The sequence below is a fragment of the Martinezella tropici genome, assembly GCF_008370325.1.
GTDB lineage: Bacteria > Pseudomonadota > Alphaproteobacteria > Rhizobiales > Rhizobiaceae > Rhizobium > Rhizobium tropici_B.
This window is the reverse complement of sequence record NZ_VNIP01000010.1, coordinates 301932-318802: the sequence shown is the minus strand read 5'-3', so window position 1 is coordinate 318802 and position 16871 is coordinate 301932. Positions and strand designations below refer to the sequence as shown.

Sequence of the window (16871 nt, the reverse complement as noted above, 5' to 3'; positions counted from 1 at the left end):
GGGCTTTCCTCAGATTGCTTAAGAGCGCCTGCGGCGTTCGCGAGCCGGGGTCGCGCCGCTTTCGGCGGCAGTTTTGTTGCGCAAGGGACCGATCTTTTCGATGATCGTTTCCAATGTCGGGCGAGGGCCGGGCACGTAGCTGTCCAGCGCCTGCCGCATGGCAGCGAGATGGCCGCAGGAGGTACCGCAGCAGCCGCCGATGATCTTGGCGCCGGCATCGCGTGCAAGGCGCGCATAATCGGCCATCAGCGGCGGCGTGCCCGAATAATGGATTTCGGCGCCGCGATATTCCGGAATGCCGCAATTGCCCTTGACGATAACGATCGCGGAGGCATCCGCTTCGGTCATGTCGAGAAGGCTCGACAGGATATCCGAAGCGCCGACGCCGCAATTGGCGCCGACGGCGAGCGGGCCTTCGCCAATGTCGGTGGCGACAGCGTGAATGTCCTTCGGATGCAGGCCCATCATCGTCTTGCCGGCCGTGTCGAACGAGCCGGTATAGGTATAGGGCAGGCCGACCTTGGCGGCAGCTTCGGCTGCGGCGCGGATTTCCTCGGGCGAGGACATGGTTTCGATCCAGGCGACATCGGCGCCTCCAGCCTGGAGGCCTTCGATCTGCTCGACGAAGGCTGCGACGGCGTCTTCGTAGGTCAACGCGCCGAGCGGCATCAGCAACTCTCCCGTCGGGCCGACGGAACCGGCGACGATGACTTTGCGGTCGGCCTTGTCAGCAACGGAACGGGCAATCTCGGCGGCCGTCTTGTTGAGGCTATGCACGCGATCCTGAGCATGGTGCAGCTTCAGCCGGTGACGGGTGCCGCCGAAGGTGTTGGTCAGGATGATGTCGGCGCCGGCATCGACGAAATCCTGATGCAGCTTTGTGATGCGCTCCGGATGCTGTTCGTTCCAGAGCTCGGGCGCTTCGCCGGCCTCGAGGCCCATCGCGAAAAGATTGGTGCCCGTCGCGCCGTCGGCAAGCAGCACGCCCTTTTCAGCAAGAAGATCGGTCAAGGGATTGATGGCGACGGTCATGGTTTGTCCTCGGATGCGTCGAATATCTGGATATCGAATGCAGATATAAACATTTCTTTATGTGAACACAATGACTAGATGACCCGCTTGTCTCGATGTGGCGACGAGACAAGAAAAAAGCGCCCTGGAGGGGCGCTTTCGTTGCTGGGCTTCTGCCGTTTAGGCCGCTGCCATCTCGGCTGTCTCATGGGTCGTAGGCGTGACCATGGCGGCGATGATGCTCTGCAGGTCTATGATGCCGACAGGTTTTCCGCCAGCGTCGGTGACGAGCGCTCCGGTCTGGCCTGCTTCGGTTATCTGCTTGGCGGCAAGTTCCAGCGTCATGTCGCCGGGCACGCGTGCGGTGACGACCTCGCTCCCGAGCGGCTTCATGATCGTCTGGGCCTGGATGACGCGACCGCGGTTCACCTCCTTGACGAAGGCGGTGATGTAGTCGTCCGCCGGCTGCAGCACGATCTGCTGGCCGGTTCCCTGCTGCACGACCTTGCCGTCGCGCAGGATCGCGATCTTGTCGCCAAGGCGCAGCGCCTCGTCGAGATCGTGGGTAATGAAGACGACGGTCTTCTTCAGCTCCTTCTGAAGATCGAGCAGGACGGTCTGCATATCCACGCGGATCAGCGGATCGAGCGCCGAATAGGCTTCGTCCATCAGCAGGATATCTGCATCATTCGTCAGCGCCCGGGCAAGTCCGACGCGCTGCTGCATGCCGCCGGAAAGCTGGTTCGGATAGTGCTTCTCGAAGCCTTTGAGGCCGACGCGTTCGATCCAGTACTGACCCTTCTTCCCGCTTTCGGAACGCGGCACGCCCTGGATATCCAGGCCGTAGATCGTGTTCTCGATCACCGTGCGGTGCGGCAGCAGCGCGAATTTCTGGAACACCATCGCCGTCTTATGGCGGCGGAATTCGCGCAGGTCGTTTTCGTTCATTTTGCAGACGTCGATGCCGTCATAGAGCACTTCGCCGGCAGTGGGCTCGATCAACCGGTTGATATGACGGATCAGCGTTGACTTGCCCGAGCCGGAAAGGCCCATGACGACGGTGATGGCGCCGGCCGGCATGTCGATGTTGATATCCTGCAGACCGAGCACGTGACCATGCGTCTCGTTGAGCTCGGCCTTGCCCAAGCCGTTCTTGACCTGGTCCACATAGTCGCGACCGCGAGGGCCGAAGATCTTGTAGAGGCTTTTTATCTGGATTGCGTGACTAGCCATGAATGACCTCCGAGTGCTTCTGGAGCCGTCTGCCATAGGCCTGGCTCGTGCGGTCGAAAATGATGGCGATGGCAACCAGGGCGAAGCCGTTGAGGAAGCCGACGGTGAAGAACTGGTTGTTGATCGCCTGCAGCGTGTTCTTGCCGAGCCCGCCGACGCCGACCATGGAGGCGACGACGACCATGGCGAGCGACATCATGATGGTCTGGTTGATGCCCGCCATGATGGTGGGCAGCGCGAGCGGGATCTGTACGTTGAACAGCTTCTGGCGATGCGACGATCCGAAGGCGTCGGCGGCTTCCAGCACTTCCTTGTCCACGAGCCGGATGCCGAGATTGGTCAGGCGGATCATCGGCGGGACGGCATAGATGACGACGGCGATGAGGCCAGGCACCTTGCCGATGCCGAAGATCACGACGACGGGAATGAGATAGACGAAGCTCGGCATGGTCTGCATGACGTCGAGGATCGGATTGACGATCGACTGCAGCCGGTCGGAGCGCGCCATCAGGATGCCGATCGGCAGGCCGATGACAATGGCGATGAGCGTGCAGACCGTCACCATGGCAAGCGTGATCATCGTATCGCCCCAAAGGCCGCACACGCCGATGAGAATCATGGAAATGGCGGTGCCGGCGACGATCTTGAGGTTGCGGCTGGCGGCATAGACGACGAGCATCATGACGACAAGCACAATGAACCAAGGCGTGTTGGTGAAGAGCCATTCCAGATAGTTCAGAAACCATTGCAGTGGCTGCACTATGGCGTCGATGAGATTGCCGTAGGCGCGCACCGATGCCCTGAACCCATCATCGATGTTCTTGCGTGCGGCGCGTATGAGCGACTCGTTTATTGCCGGAAAATTGCAAAGCACATCCGGCAGGATCGTACACTGAATAGCCATGTATTTCCCCTTCTTGATCCGGTTCTATCCTGTCCGCGCATGTGGCCTTCATGCTCGAACGGCATTGCAGCGCTGCGACCGGTTCTTCAGGCTGCCCTTCAATTCTTACAGCATTCGCCTTCGCTGATCTGCACTCGTTGCGACCTTGCGGCGTGTCATCCCGTCAGCAATTGGAGCCGCTGGTGCCGATTCCGGCGAATGGGAAATCGGCGGCAGGCGCTGGCCAGCCGCCGATTTCACGACAGGGATTAGAGCGAAGCCTTCACTTTGGTGGCAACTTCCGGGGAAACCCATTTCGTCCACATGTCCGGATAGGTCTTGAGGAAGTACTTGGCGCCATCCTCGTTGGTACCCTGGTTGTCGGTCATCCAGGCGAGAACCTTGCCGACGGTGGCGTTATCCCATTTGCGGGTCTTCATGTAGTCCATGGCGACGCCGGCCTTTGCGGCAAAGGCCTTGGTTACGACGGTATAGACGTCCGAAACCGGATAGGAGTTCACCTTCGGGTTGGCGCAATCCTGCTGCGACGTGCAGGCATCCCAATCCTTCTTGTCATGCGGCACGTTGAAGCTCAGGCGAACCATCTCGTACTTGCCGAGGATGGCTGTCGGAGCCCAGTAGTAGCCGAGCCAGCCGGTCTTCTTTTCGAAGGCGTTGGCGATCGAGCCGTCGAGGCCTGCAGCGGAACCGGTGTCTACCAGCGTAAAGCCGAGCTTTTCAGCGCCGAGTGCCTTATAGAGGTTGGCGGTGGAGATCTGGCAGTTCCAGCCCGCAGGGCAGTTATAGACAGCACCCTTGGACGGATCTTCCGGGGCGGGAAACAGTTCCGGATGCTTCAGCGCATCCTGAACGGTCTTGATGTCGGGATGGGCGTCGGCAACGAATTTCGGAATCCACCAACCTTCAACGCCGCCATCGCTCAGGAGCGGTGCCGCCTCGATCAGGCTGCCTTCGGAAACGGCCTTGTCGAGTGCCGTGCGCACGGCATTGACCCAAAGTTCGGGTGCGACGTCGGGCTGCCCCTTTTCGTTCATGGAGGTAAAGGTCGGCTGCGTGTCGCCGGTTACCAAGGTGACAGTGCAGCCATAGCCGTTCTGAAGGATGATCTTGTCGACCTGAGCGGCAACGCCGGCGGAGGCCCAGTTCATTTCGGCGATCGATACGTCGCCGCATTCCGCTGCATGCGCCGAGCCAGCCAAAGCATAGGCGCCAAATGCAAAGATGGCGGAAGCGAGTAGCTTCTTCATTTGATGATGTCTCCCAATTTTTCGTTACATTGCGAAAATCGACCCCAAACGCTTTCGATTTCTGTCGATCCCCTGTCAGCGCGGTTCAACCGCAACCGTTCCTACGCCGCTGACGATGCGAGCACGGTCCCCTTGCTGCCGTCGTGCATCTGGTCTTTTTGCGACCGCGGAACTCTGTCGCGGCCGGATGTTTCTTGCATCGACAGCAGGCAGCGTAAGGATTTGAATGAATAAATCAACAGCCCGCCGGCCATTCGGAGTTATCGCGTCTGTTGGAGAAGCTGATATAAGCGTCTGAATTAGCCTGTTTTCTGCTATTCATGGCTGCAAAACAGGCAATGCGGGGCTTCGATGACGCACTTCTCTGGGTGCGGAGTTAAATGCGGCTCAAATATCGCGTCCCTGAAAGACGTTTTGTGTTCAATTTACGTCCTTTGCTATTTCTCAATGCAAAGGAGAGAATTTTCAAAAAAATTTCAGATTCACTCTAATTTAAGTACTTAATAACCCTACGGTAACGATGTCGGTTTATCAATCGAGACGTGGCGGGGGACACACCGCTGCTTCTTCGGATCAGGTATTGCGTCCCGGAGAAAGCGAACCTTGCGGTGTATGTGCAGGGAAGCCGGCGTTTTTTGGCAAGCCGCGTTGATCTCCGGATCGCGCGGTTTTCGCGTTTCAGGCGTGCCGTTTTGAGGCGCGCCGGTGCTGCAACTCACTTTTGAAGTCAAAATTAAAAGCCGCCGATGCGGTCGCATGGCGGCTTGATGCGCGCAGGCTTGCGGCTTGACCGGATATCAGCCGACGCTATAGGTGCGGATGAAGCCGACAGTGCCGAAGCGGGTATCGAGCTGCTGCAGGCGGTTCTCCGGGCGGTGGGCCGGAAGCTTGCCATTCCAGGCGATCTGGATGGAATTCTGTCTGTTGAAGATGAAGAGCATTGGGGTATCCTCCGAGCCGGATCGGCCCATTTCGTTGTTTGTTTTCGCGATGGAGATAATCCTCTCCAGCGTAACTCACAATGGATGAAATCGTCATCCAATGTCGCAAACAGAGCATATTTTGAAGTGATGCATTTTTGTATCTGAACTGTTGCTTCCAGCCGTTGAAGATGGTGGCGAAATCAAGGCGAAACTCCGCGTTTTCAGTGGCTGCAGCATATCGAGGTGGTAGGGAATGACAAAAGCGATCATGCTGCAGGGAACCGGCTCCGATGTCGGAAAAACGGTATTGGTCGCAGGGCTATGCCGGCTGTTCGCCAACAGGGGTGTGAGGGTCCGTCCGTTCAAGCCGCAGAACATGTCCAACAATGCCGCCGTTGCCGAGGATGGCGGCGAGATCGGCCGCGCTCAATGGCTGCAGTCGCTGGCGGCGCGTGTGCCGTCATCCGTGCATATGAATCCGGTGCTGTTGAAGCCGCAATCGGAGACGGGCAGCCAGATTATCGTGCAGGGCAAGGTCTGGGGCCATGCCAAAGGCAGGGATTATCAGGCGCTGAAGCCGCAATTGCTTGGCGCGGTGCTTGAAAGTTTTGCTTCGATGCGTGCTGGAACCGATCTCGTCATCGTCGAAGGGGCCGGTTCCCCCGCCGAGATCAATCTGCGACGGGGCGATATCGCCAATATGGGCTTTGCGACGCGCGCCAATGTTCCCGTCGTGCTGGTCGGTGACATAGACCGCGGCGGCGTGATCGCGTCGCTGGTCGGCACCTACCATATCCTGCCGGAAGAAGACCGCCGGATGATCCGCGGCTACATCATCAATAAGTTTCGCGGCGATGTCTCCCTATTCGGAGAGGGCATCGAGGCGATCGGCGGCTTCACGGGCTGGCAATGCCATGGCGTGGTGCCATGGCTCAAAGCAGCGGCCCGCCTGCCGGCCGAGGATTCCGTGGTGTTGGAGCGGCTGGCGCGCGGCTCCTCCGGCGCGCTGAAGGTCGCCGTGCCGGTGCTGTCGCGCATTGCCAATTTCGACGATCTCGATCCGCTGCGGGCCGAGCCCGACGTCGATCTCGTCTTTGTCCGGGCGGGCGAGCATTTGCCTGCCGATGCGGGACTTGTGGTGCTGCCGGGTTCTAAGTCCACGATCGGTGACCTCCTCGATCTGCGCGAGCAGGGGTGGGACCGCGATATCGTTGCACATGTGCGTCGCGGCGGCCGCGTCATCGGCATTTGCGGCGGCTATCAGATGCTCGGCCATACCGTTTACGATCCGCTCGGCATCGAAGGATCGGTCACCGAGACACCGGGGCTGGGCCTGCTGGATATCGAGACGGAAATGGCGCCGGAAAAGACGGTGCGCAACAGCACTGCCGTCTCAAGGGAATATGACGTGCCGTTGTCGGGCTATGAAATCCATCTCGGGGTAACGCGAGGTGCGGACTGCGAACGCCCCTCGACTGTCATCGACGGCCGGGCTGACGGAGCGGTATCGCCAGACGGGCGCATCATGGGCACCTATTTACACGGGCTCTTCGGCAGCGATGCCTATCGGGCAAAGTTGCTCGCAAGCTTCGGCCTCACCGGCGAGCGCATGGACTATCGCGCCAGCGTCGATGCGGCGCTGGACGACGTTGCCGGGGAATTGGAGAGCGTGCTCGACCCCTCTTGGCTCGACAGCCTGGTTCGGTAACACCTAGGGCGTTTCTGCTTTTCTTCGAATCGCGAAAACGCCCTAGCCTTTTGTTTCTACGCAATTCCGGACGGAAAACCGCTATGCACTTTTCCTGGAATTGCTTTAGGTCAGCGACCTGCTTTAGAGTTCGCCGGAGACTTCCCGGCGGCGGCGATCGAGTTCCTCGCTGTAGCGGCGCAGCGTATAGCTTTCCGTCAGCAGGCCGATCACCTTGCGTTCGATCAGATCGTTGACGACGACGAGCGCTTCACTCTTGGTCTGGTCGAATATGGCGGCCGCTTGCTTGGCGTTCATCTGCGGCTGCAGGAATTCGTTGCGCAGCTGGATGAAATCGGAAAGTCCGTGTTCCTCGTCATCCTTTTCGACCGGGCTCGCATAGACATCGGGCACGAGGACCATTCCCGAGTATTTTTCGTTCTTGTCGATCAGGATGACGCGCTGGGCCGAGCCGATCGGAAAATTCTTGCGGAACTCCTCGATACTCATGTCGATGCTTCCCGTATGTACGTCAGGGCGCATCATGCGGGCGACCGTGAGATTGCGGATCCAGCCAACGTCATGGGCGCTGCGGATGCTCTCGCCACGCAGATGGAAGCGCCAAGTGGCGAAGGAGTAGCCGAAGCTGGTGCGGACCACGAGCGAGGAGGTGATGACGGCGGCCAGCACGAGGGCGGTGATCGGGAAGTCGCCGGTGATCTCCAGCGCCAGAAACGTCATCGTCAGCGGGCCGCCGATGATGGCGACAGCCAGCGAACTCATGCCGACCACGGCGTAGACAGCGGGCGTCAGCGCGTTGTGATCGAAATAGGGGGCGCAATAGGCGAAGATTTTGCCGAGAAGCGCACCCATGAACAGAGATGCAAAGAATAGGCCGCCTCTGAAACCGGAACCGATCGAGACCGCTGAGGCTAGCGATTTGAGGAGGAACAGCCCGACCAAAGCCCCGAGCGTCACGTCCGTCGACAAGTTGAGATGCAGGGCGCCGTGTCCCGCCGACAGAACCTGCGGCGAGATCAGCGCCAGGCTTCCGACGACAAGGCCACCGAGTGCCGGGCGGAAGGGTGGCGCGATCGAACTCTTGCGCGCGAGTTCCTCGGTCCAGGCGACGCCCTGCATGATCAGGATGCCGACGCCGGCGCAGAAGGCGCCAAGCAAAACGGCCGGGAGATAATCGGCAGGGGCGATCGATCCGATATGGCCGATATCGATGGCGAAGTCATCGCCGGCCAGCAGCCTTGCGATCATCGTCGATATCAGGGCCGAAACGACGACAGGCGTCAGCGTGAGAATGGAATAGGTGCCGATGATCAGCTCGAAGGCGTAAAAGGCGCCGGTGAGCGGCGCATTGAAGGCGGCGGCAATCGCGCCGGCTGCGCCGCAGCCGACGAGCATGCGCAGGTCCGCGCGGCGCATCTGCATCTTGTAGCCGAATTTCGAGGCGATGCCGGCGGCAAGCTGGGTATAGCCGGCCTCGAGGCCAACTGAGGCACCGAATCCATTCGAGATCAGGTTCTGCACGGCGACGAGGATACTGTCGGTGAGCGACATGCGACCGCCATGCAGCGCATTGGCTTCGATCGGGTCGACCATCGGCTTCTTGCGCGTGCGCGACAATATATAGAGCAGGATGCCGAGGATGATGCCGCCGGCGATCGGCGCGATGAACAGCACCGATTTGTCGGGAATCGCCACCGCCGCCGAACTCAGGCGCTCATAGTCGGTTATGCCGTAGATGACGCTGTGAAGCTTGCGCGAGATATAGCTCATCGCCGTTACGGCGCAACCCGAGGCTATTCCCGCCAGCGCGCCGGCGAAAACAAGTCCCAATTCGCCACGGCGCAGCAATGCCCTGAACCGACCGAGATCGAACAGGGCGGACAAGACGCCGAGGCGGCGCGGTTGGAATTTCTGCAGCATTGGAAACGAACGATATGTTTTATTCGAATGTGAGGGCTTACCCTCTATAAACTTCTAACATCAAAGAAATGCGGCAAAAAAGCCGCTGATTTTGCGGGAATGTTGGGTCGATTTCGCAATCGGGACGTTCGGCGTCGCATCCATGCCCTTGATTGACTTGAACTCAGTGAAAGCCTAATCATTACCGGCATAACGAATGGTTCCCGGGCGGCGATCTGTCGCATGGGATGAAAAGGGAATGTGAAGGGACGGACCCAATCCGGGCGTTCTCATCACAGCCGACCCCGCGACTGTAGAGCGGTCAGGGTTTTTCGTTCGATTTGAAGCCGATTCCGTTGATGGTTCGCATCGGGCGAACGGGGCGGGGCAGGCTCAATTCGAAAAAGCCACTGGTATGGCGTCATGATCAACCGGGGCTGGACGCCTCTTAAGTCTACGAATCGTCCGCCTTTTCATGATGCATTGCCGGGAAGGCGAGGAAGACCCGCTGGCGCACGATCGGGGGCGACCGATTTCGGTCCGCCCCCGTCGCGGCGCCTTATCCGCGAGCCAGGAGACCTGCCATGCGTGCCGGGCGCAGAGCCTGTTTTGGGACGTGAGTTCCGCTGCCAGCACGGAGGTTGTCATGGCGCAAGATGAGTTTTCGGCGTGTAGGCGCCCGTTTCCCGGTTCCAGCGACGTGCTGCCGACCCTCGCTTCCGCGTGGGAGCGGGCATAGCGCATGTCATTTTCGACTTCCCGAGCTGCTTTCGTCCTCGGTGGCGCGCGTTCCGGCAAATCCAGTTTCGCCGAATCCCTGATTTCCAACACCGGTCTCGAACGTCACTATGTGGCGACAGGGCAGGCGTGGGACGATGAGATGCGCGAGAGGATCGCTCAGCATCGTGCCGGCCGCGGCGATCTATGGCAGACGCATGAGGAGCCGATCGATCTCGTCAGCCGGCTCGCCGCGATCGACGCCGAAGGGCGCGCGGTGCTTGTCGACTGCCTGACGCTTTGGGTGACCAATCTGATGATGGCGGAGCGGGACATGGTTTCGGAGTTTGCCGACCTGACTGCATTTCTGCCGACAGCACGATCGCGGCTCGTTCTCGTATCGAACGAGGTCGGCCTTGGAATCGTGCCGGAAAATCGCATGGCGCGCGAGTTTCGCGATCATGCCGGCCGCCTGCATCAGATGGTCGCGGCGGCAAGTGCCGAAGTTTATTTTATCGCAGCGGGCTTGCCGCTGAAAATGAAGGGTTGATCCATATGAACCAGGAAAAGATTCCCGCCACCGTCATCACCGGCTTTCTGGGAGCCGGCAAGACGACGATGATCCGCAATCTCCTGCAGAATGCTGGCGGCAAGAAGATCGCTTTGATCATCAATGAATTCGGCGATCTCGGCGTCGATGGCGATGTGCTCAAGGGTTGCGGCGCGGAGAACTGCACCGAAGACGATATCATCGAGCTGACCAACGGCTGCATCTGCTGCACCGTTGCCGACGATTTCATCCCCACCATGACGAAGCTTTTGGAGCGCGATGCGCGCCCGGATCACATCGTCATCGAGACATCAGGCCTTGCGCTGCCGCAGCCGCTGGTCGCCGCCTTCAACTGGCCCGATATCCGCACCCACGTGACTGTGGACGGCGTCATCACCGTGGTCGATAGCGCCGCCGTTGCCGCCGGCCGCTTCGCCGACGATCACGACGCCGTCGAGGCCGCTCGCGTCGAGGATGATTCGCTCGATCACGAAAGCCCGATCGAAGAACTGTTCGAGGACCAGCTGACCTGCGCCGATCTGATCGTGCTGAACAAGACCGATCTGATCGACGTCGACGGTCTCGGCCGCGTCCGTGCCGAGGTTGCCTCGCGCACCGCTCGCAAGCCGACGATCATCGAAGCGAAGAACGGCGATGTGCCCGCCGCCATCCTGCTCGGCCTCGGCATCGGCACCGAAGACGATATCGTCAACCGCAAATCCCATCACGAGCTGGAGCATGAGGATGGCACGCCGCACGACCACGACGAATTCGACAGCTTCGTCGTCGAGCTCGGCCCGATTGCCGACCCCGCCGCCTTCGTCGATGCGCTGAAGGGCGTGATTGCGGAGCATGACGTGCTGCGCCTCAAGGGCTTCGTCGATGTGCCCGGCAAGCCCATGCGCCTGCAGCTTCAGGCCGTCGGCAGCCGCATCGACACTTATTTCGATCGCGCCTGGGCACCGGGTGAAGCGCGCGCGACCCGACTTGTGGTGATCGGCCTGCATGAGATGGACGAGGCGATCGTTCGCAAGGCGATCGAAGCGCTGGTCTGATCGATGTTGCGTCTTTGCCCTGAAATACCCCCCTCTGTCGCTTTCGCGACATCTCCCCCACAAGGGGGGAGATTGGGAACTCGTGGCTACGTTGTCGCGAAACGGCCGACCGCGGAAGTTTCAGGAACGTCAGGTGGCCGATCGGGCGCGGCATGGCACCGAATGATCTCCCCCCTTGTGGGGGAGATGTCACAATGTGACAGAGGGGGGTATGCCGCCGCATACTCTGAAGCGTAATGCATCTCCTCCTAGCTCAAAAGGGAACGATCAGCGACGGCGAAGAGGCGATCGATCTCGGGCAGTCGCCCGGCGATATCCTCTTTCTGTCGGCCGCCGATACCGAGCTTGCGGCGATCGCCGCTGCGCACGGCGAGGGCGGTCGTTCCCTGCGGCTTGCGAGCCTGATGAGCCTCAAGCATCCGATGTCCGTCGATACCTATATCGACAGGACGGCCCGGCATGCGAAGCTCATTATCGTGCGGGCGCTGGGAGGGGCGAGCTATTTTCATTATGCGCTGGAAGCGCTGCATGCCTGTGCGGCGCACCAGGGCGCCTTGATTGCGGTGCTGCCGGGGGATTCGAAGCCGGATCCCGGCCTGACGCCATTCTCCAACGTCGCTCTCGATGATCTCAATGCGCTCTGGTCCTACCTGATCGAGGGTGGGGAAGCGAATTCCAGGGCGTTTCTCGCTTATGCCGAAGCGATGCTCTCGGGCGCGGAAAAACCGATGCCTGCCGTGCCTCTGATGAAGGCCGGTATCTGGTGGCCAGGTCGTGGCGTGATCGGTGTGGACGAATGGCGGAGACTTGAAATCGAATGGAGAGTTCGCCCCTCACCCCAGCCCTCTCCCCGTATTGACGGGGAGAGGGGGCATATCGAGGCTGCGGCTCCCCCTTCGCCCCGCTTGCGGGGAGAAGGTGCCCGGAGGGCGGATGAGGGGCGAAACTCTCCTTTGAAACAGTCGCCTGACGCTGCCATCGATTTGGAGCGGGTAGCGGGAATCGAATTTCCAACCGTGGCGATTTCTTTCTACCGCGCTCTCGTCCAGAGCGGTGAAACCAAACCCGTCGAGGCCATGATAGAGGCGCTCATCGCCGAAGGCATGCGGCCGCTGCCGGTCTTTGCCTATAGTCTCAAGGATGCGGTGTCGGTCGGCATTCTCGAAAGTGTCTTTACTGAACTGCAGCCGGGCGTGGTCATCAACTCCACAGGCTTTGCCGTTTCGGCGCCGGGTGCGGATCGTCAGGCAACGGTGCTGGAAACGGGGGAGGCCATTGTCCTTCAGGCCATCTTCTCGGCTTCGTCGAAAGAAGCCTGGGAGGCATCTTCGCAGGGGCTTTCGGCGCGCGATCTTGGAATGAATGTGGCTTTGCCTGAGGTTGATGGCCGCGTTCTTGCCCGTGCCGTGTCCTTCAAGGCTGCGGCTCGCTATGACGAACGGGTCGAGGCCAATATCGTCGCCAGTGAGCCGCTCGAGGATCGCATGCGCTATACCGCGCGGCTCGCTGCCAATTGGGCGCGGCTGCGCAATACGTTGCCCGGCGATCGCCGCGTCGCGCTCGTGATGGCGAATTACCCCAATCGCGATGGGCGCCTAGGCAATGGCGTGGGACTCGATACGCCGGCCGGCACGATCGAAGTGCTAAAGGCAATGCGGGCGGCGGGCTATAACGTTGCCGATCTGCCTGCCGACGGCGATGCCCTGATGCGGCATCTGGCGGAATGCCCGACAAATACGGGTCATGATGGACGGGTGGTCCGCGAGAGGCTTTCCTTCAGCGACTACAAGGATTTCTTCTCATCGCTTCCCAAACAGATTCAGGATGAAATTATAGGTCGCTGGGGCGATCCGGAGGTGGATCCTTACGCGTTGGATGGCGGCTTTGCCCTGCCGTTCGCCCGCTTCGGCGAGGTGCTTGTCGGCATCCAGCCGGCGCGCGGCTACAACATCGATCCGAAGGAGAGTTATCACTCTCCCGATCTCGTGCCGCCGCACGGCTATCTCGCCTCCTACGCCTTCCTGCGCCGTTCTTTCGATGCGCACGCGGTCATCCACATGGGCAAGCACGGCAATCTCGAATGGCTGCCGGGCAAGGCGCTGGCGTTGTCGGAAAGCTGCTACCCGGAGGCGATCCTCGGGCCGCTTCCGAACCTCTATCCCTTCATCGTCAACGATCCCGGCGAGGGTACGCAAGCCAAGCGCCGCACGAGTGCCGTCATCATCGACCACCTGACACCGCCGCTAACGCGCGCCGAAAGTTACGGTCCGCTGAAGGATCTCGAGGCGCTGGTCGACGAATATTACGAGGCGTCGGGCGGCGATCCCCGCCGCATCCGTCTGCTCCGCAAGCAGATCCTCGATCTCGTCGCCGATATTGGCCTCGATCAGGATGCCGGCATCGCCAGGGGCGAGGGCGAAGACGAAGCCTTGCGCAAGCTTGATGCCTATCTGTGCGACCTCAAGGAAATGCAGATCCGCGACGGCCTGCACATCTTCGGCGTTTCGCCCTCCGGGCGGCTGCTGACGGATCTGACGGTGGCGCTGGCAAGAGTGCCGCGCGGGCTGGGCGAGGGCGGTGATCAGAGCCTGCAGCGGGCGATTGCAAGAGATGCTTTTGAGGGCGTGGAGCGTGGGGAGAGCGCTATACCCCCCTCTGTCGCCTTCGCGACATCTCCCCCACAAGGGGGGAGATTGGTAGCCCGTGGCATGACATCGCCTCAAATGGCGATCGAATCCGCTGATGCGGTTGGTGATGAATCAGGATGGACGGGCGGCATACTCCGAACAATCTCCCCCCTTGTGGGGGAGATGTCAGCGAAGCTGACAGAGGGGGGTATCTCTCTAAGCAAGCCATTCGACCCGCTAGACTGCGACATGGCGGCCGAATGGACCGGCCCACGCCCCTTAATGCTCCAAGACATCTCGGATGCCCCCTGGCGCACTAAGGGCGATACCGTCGAGCGCATTGAACTCCTGGCCGCGAAACTCGTGGATGGCGAAACAGCCTGTCCTGACGCCTGGCCAAACGCCCGCATGGTCCTCGGCGAGATTGCCGCAAAGCTCCAGCCCTCCATCCTCGCCTGCGGCGATGCCGAGATTGCGGCGCTGCTCAAAGGCCTCGACGGTCGTTTCGTGCCTCCCGGCCCGTCCGGCGCGCCGACCCGGGGTCGGCCGGATGTTCTGCCGACGGGACGAAATTTCTATTCGGTAGACAGCCGCGCCGTCCCAACGCCAGCTGCCTATGAGCTTGGCAAAAAATCGGCCGAGCTGCTGATCCGCCGCTACGTTCAGGACCATGGCGAATGGCCTGTTTCCTTCGGCCTGACAGCTTGGGGCACCTCGAACATGCGCACTGGTGGCGACGACATCGCGCAGGCGCTGGCGCTGATCGGCGTCAAGCCCGTCTGGGACATGACGTCTCGACGTGTCACCGGCTACGAGATCATCCCGCCTGCCATGCTCCGACGGCCACGCGTGGACGTAACGCTGCGCATATCCGGCTTCTTCCGCGATGCCTTTCCCGAGCAGATCGCCCTGTTCGACAAGGCAATCCGTGCCGTTGGCATGCTCGATGAAGATGCGGCCGACAATCCGATTGCGGCGCGCATGCGCGGCGAGATCGCGCGGCTGGAAGCTGCCGGCCTCGATAAGGCCTCCGCCAGCCGTAGGGCCGGCTATCGCATCTTCGGCTCCAAGCCCGGTGCCTATGGCGCCGGTCTGCAGGCTCTCATCGATGAGAAGGGGTGGGAACGGCGCGCGGATCTGGCCGAGGCCTATCTCGTCTGGGGCAGCTATGCCTATGGCGCCGGCGAGGAGGGAAGGGCCGAGCGCGGCGTCTTCGAGGAGCGGTTGCGCTCGATCCAGGCGGTCGTGCAGAACCAGGACAATCGCGAGCATGACCTGCTCGATAGCGACGATTATTATCAGTTCGAAGGCGGCATGGCGGCGGCGGCGGAGCAGCTTGGTGGTGCGCGTCCCTCGATCTACCACAACGATCATTCTAGGCCGGAAAAGCCTGTGATCCGCTCGCTTGAAGAAGAGATCGGCCGGGTCGTGCGCGGGCGCGTCGTCAATCCCAAGTGGATCGAGGGCATCATGCGCCATGGCTACAAGGGCGCCTTCGAGATCGCTGCAACCGTGGACTATCTCTTCGCCTTCGCCGCAACCACGGGGGCGGTCCGTAATCATCATTTTGAAGCCGTCTATCAGGCCTTCGTCGTCGATCAGCATGTGCGCGATTTCATGGCGGAGAAGAACCCGGCAGCATTTCGGGAGATGCGGGAACGTCTGCTGGAGGCGATCGATCGCAAGCTCTGGACGCCGAGGAGTAATTCGGCGCGCTTCGATCTGGAAAGCCTGAATAAGGAGACGGCGGCATGAGCGCCGTCGACAGTCTTCTTGTGGCGTTTCGCGACTATCTCCTGTCGCGCGGAGATCCGATGCTGAAACACTTCATCGGGGGCTTCGACTGGCCGACGGCCGGGCGGTCGCTCGCGCCGCGCGATCTGCCCGTCGTTGCCTATCTTCGAGAACTTGATCGCCCGGTCGACGGAGCGGAAGGAGTTCTATTTGACGGGCTTTCTGCCGCTGCCGAAGAACTGCATTGGGCTCAGACCTACGGCATCACCGATTTCGGCAGCGATTTCCTGCAGCGATATGGCTGGGTCGAGCTGTTCGGCACGCGAGGGCATTTTGCGAACGAAAAGATGGCAGGCGGCTTCCTGCTGCTGGGTCCAGACGTGCATTATCCGGATCATCATCACGAGGCCGAGGAGATCTATATCCCTCTGACCGACGGCTCGTTGTGGAGCAAGGATGCGCAGCCGTTCTTGCCGCGCTGGTCGGGTGAGATCATCCATCACCCCTCGAATATCCGCCATGCCATGCGGACAGAGGACCAGCCGCTTGTCGCGCTTTACCTCTGGCGCGGCGGGCCGCTGGCACAAAAATCGATCATATCAGGGAGAATGCAATGAGCGACGAATTGGCCGAAACCGGCGCGGACGCACCGAAGAACGACGATACCCGTCACGCCGACAAGATGGCCAAGAAGAAGGCCGCGCGCGACAAGATCATGGCGACCAAGACCGACGAGAAGGGCTTGATCATCGTTCATACCGGCAAGGGCAAGGGAAAATCCTCCTCCGCATTCGGCATGATCTTCCGCCATATCGCCCACGGAAAGCCCAGCGCCGTCGTGCAGTTCATCAAGGGCGCCATGTGGACCGGCGAGCGCGACCTGATCGAGAAGCATTTCTCCGATCTCTGCCAGTTCCACACAATGGGCGAAGGCTTCACCTGGGAGACTCAGGACCGCGCCCGTGACGTGGCGGCGGCATCCGCCGCCTGGGAAAAGGCCAAGGAGCTGATCCGCGACGAGCGGAATTCCATGGTGCTGCTCGATGAGATCAATATCGCGCTTCGCTACGATTATCTCGACATCAACGAGGTGCTGGAATTCCTGAAGACTGAAAAGCCCTACATGACCCATGTCGTCCTGACCGGTCGTAATGCCAAGGAGGAGCTGATCGAGATTGCCGATCTCGTCACCGAGATGGAATTGATCAAGCATCCGTTCCGCTCGGGCATCAAGGGGCAGCCGGGCGTCGAGTTCTGATCACT

12 protein-coding genes and 1 riboswitch are annotated in these 16871 nt (G+C 60.6%); of the genes, 6 read left to right on the top strand and 6 right to left on the bottom strand.

Translation table 11 applies throughout. The annotated features are described in order from the left end of the window. Positions 1-18: 18 nt before the first annotated feature. The 5 genes from bmt to FP026_RS30295 form a co-directional block, all read right to left on the bottom strand. On the bottom strand, positions 19-1032 hold the full coding sequence (gene bmt, locus FP026_RS20370; protein WP_149636420.1) for a betaine--homocysteine S-methyltransferase: 1014 nt from the start codon (positions 1030-1032) through the stop codon (positions 19-21). A 159-nt stretch (positions 1033-1191) separates the two neighbouring features. Beyond that, positions 1192-2244, bottom strand: a complete 1053-nt coding sequence (locus FP026_RS20365) for a quaternary amine ABC transporter ATP-binding protein (RefSeq protein WP_149636419.1) — start codon at positions 2242-2244, stop codon at positions 1192-1194. Continuing rightward, positions 2237-3148, bottom strand: coding sequence for an ABC transporter permease (locus tag FP026_RS20360; protein ID WP_149636418.1), 912 nt, complete (start codon positions 3146-3148; stop codon positions 2237-2239). Before FP026_RS20360 ends, FP026_RS20365 begins: the two co-directional genes overlap by 8 nt. Before the next feature lie 248 nt (positions 3149-3396). Beyond that, entirely contained in the window at positions 3397-4395 is a 999-nt protein-coding gene (locus FP026_RS20355) for an ABC transporter substrate-binding protein (RefSeq protein WP_149636417.1), read from the bottom strand. A 797-nt stretch (positions 4396-5192) separates the two neighbouring features. Beyond that, complete coding sequence (locus tag FP026_RS30295) at positions 5193-5336, bottom strand: hypothetical protein (protein ID WP_188112638.1); 144 nt, start codon at positions 5334-5336, stop codon at positions 5193-5195. 235 nt (positions 5337-5571) lie between these two features. Here FP026_RS30295 and FP026_RS20350 point away from each other — a divergent pair, with 235 nt between their 5' ends. Further along, positions 5572-7026: a cobyric acid synthase gene (locus tag FP026_RS20350; protein ID WP_149636416.1), complete on the top strand. Its 1455-nt coding sequence runs from the start codon at positions 5572-5574 to the stop codon at positions 7024-7026. 123 nt (positions 7027-7149) lie between these two features. Here FP026_RS20350 and FP026_RS20345 read toward each other — a convergent pair whose 3' ends face one another. Next, positions 7150-8946: a chloride channel protein gene (locus FP026_RS20345; RefSeq protein WP_149636415.1), complete on the bottom strand. Its 1797-nt coding sequence runs from the start codon at positions 8944-8946 to the stop codon at positions 7150-7152. 180 nt (positions 8947-9126) lie between these two features. Next, positions 9127-9526, top strand: a riboswitch (cobalamin riboswitch). 141 nt (positions 9527-9667) lie between these two features. On the opposite strand from FP026_RS20345, the gene cobU reads away from it, so the two are divergent. The 5 genes from cobU (at position 9668) to cobO (ending at position 16866) form a co-directional block, all read left to right on the top strand. Then, the gene (gene cobU / locus FP026_RS20340; RefSeq protein ID WP_149636414.1) at positions 9668-10192 is read left to right on the top strand and encodes a bifunctional adenosylcobinamide kinase/adenosylcobinamide-phosphate guanylyltransferase; all 525 of its coding nucleotides are present in this window, start codon (positions 9668-9670) and stop codon (positions 10190-10192) included. Positions 10193-10197: 5 nt separating this feature from the next. After that, positions 10198-11247, top strand: a complete 1050-nt coding sequence (gene cobW / locus FP026_RS20335) for a cobalamin biosynthesis protein CobW (protein ID WP_149636413.1) — start codon at positions 10198-10200, stop codon at positions 11245-11247. 236 nt (positions 11248-11483) lie between these two features. Beyond that, complete coding sequence (gene cobN / locus FP026_RS20325; RefSeq protein ID WP_149636412.1) at positions 11484-15629, top strand: cobaltochelatase subunit CobN; 4146 nt, start codon at positions 11484-11486, stop codon at positions 15627-15629. Further along, positions 15626-16225, top strand: coding sequence for a dimethylsulfonioproprionate lyase family protein (locus FP026_RS20320; RefSeq protein ID WP_149636411.1), 600 nt, complete (start codon positions 15626-15628; stop codon positions 16223-16225). The genes cobN and FP026_RS20320 overlap by 4 nt, the downstream gene beginning before the upstream one ends. Continuing rightward, on the top strand, positions 16222-16866 hold the full coding sequence (gene cobO / locus FP026_RS20315) for a cob(I)yrinic acid a,c-diamide adenosyltransferase (protein ID WP_149636410.1): 645 nt from the start codon (positions 16222-16224) through the stop codon (positions 16864-16866). Before FP026_RS20320 ends, cobO begins: the two co-directional genes overlap by 4 nt. Positions 16867-16871: the final 5 nt, after the last annotated feature.

Excerpts from the sequence above, each read along its gene's own strand:
- bmt (WP_149636420.1), bottom strand. The coding sequence starts at position 1,032 with ATGACCGTCGCCATCAATCCCTTGACCGATCTTCTTGCTGAAAAGGGC.
- FP026_RS20365 (WP_149636419.1), bottom strand. The coding sequence starts at position 2,244 with ATGGCTAGTCACGCAATCCAGATAAAAAGCCTCTACAAGATCTTCGGC.
- FP026_RS20360 (WP_149636418.1), bottom strand. The coding sequence starts at position 3,148 with ATGGCTATTCAGTGTACGATCCTGCCGGATGTGCTTTGCAATTTTCCG.
- FP026_RS20355 (WP_149636417.1), bottom strand. The coding sequence starts at position 4,395 with ATGAAGAAGCTACTCGCTTCCGCCATCTTTGCATTTGGCGCCTATGCT.
- FP026_RS30295 (WP_188112638.1), bottom strand. The coding sequence starts at position 5,336 with ATGCTCTTCATCTTCAACAGACAGAATTCCATCCAGATCGCCTGGAAT.
- FP026_RS20350 (WP_149636416.1), top strand. The coding sequence starts at position 5,572 with ATGACAAAAGCGATCATGCTGCAGGGAACCGGCTCCGATGTCGGAAAA.
- FP026_RS20345 (WP_149636415.1), bottom strand. The coding sequence starts at position 8,946 with ATGCTGCAGAAATTCCAACCGCGCCGCCTCGGCGTCTTGTCCGCCCTG.
- cobU (WP_149636414.1), top strand. The coding sequence starts at position 9,668 with ATGTCATTTTCGACTTCCCGAGCTGCTTTCGTCCTCGGTGGCGCGCGT.
- cobW (WP_149636413.1), top strand. The coding sequence starts at position 10,198 with ATGAACCAGGAAAAGATTCCCGCCACCGTCATCACCGGCTTTCTGGGA.
- cobN (WP_149636412.1), top strand. The coding sequence starts at position 11,484 with ATGCATCTCCTCCTAGCTCAAAAGGGAACGATCAGCGACGGCGAAGAG.
- FP026_RS20320 (WP_149636411.1), top strand. The coding sequence starts at position 15,626 with ATGAGCGCCGTCGACAGTCTTCTTGTGGCGTTTCGCGACTATCTCCTG.
- cobO (WP_149636410.1), top strand. The coding sequence starts at position 16,222 with ATGAGCGACGAATTGGCCGAAACCGGCGCGGACGCACCGAAGAACGAC.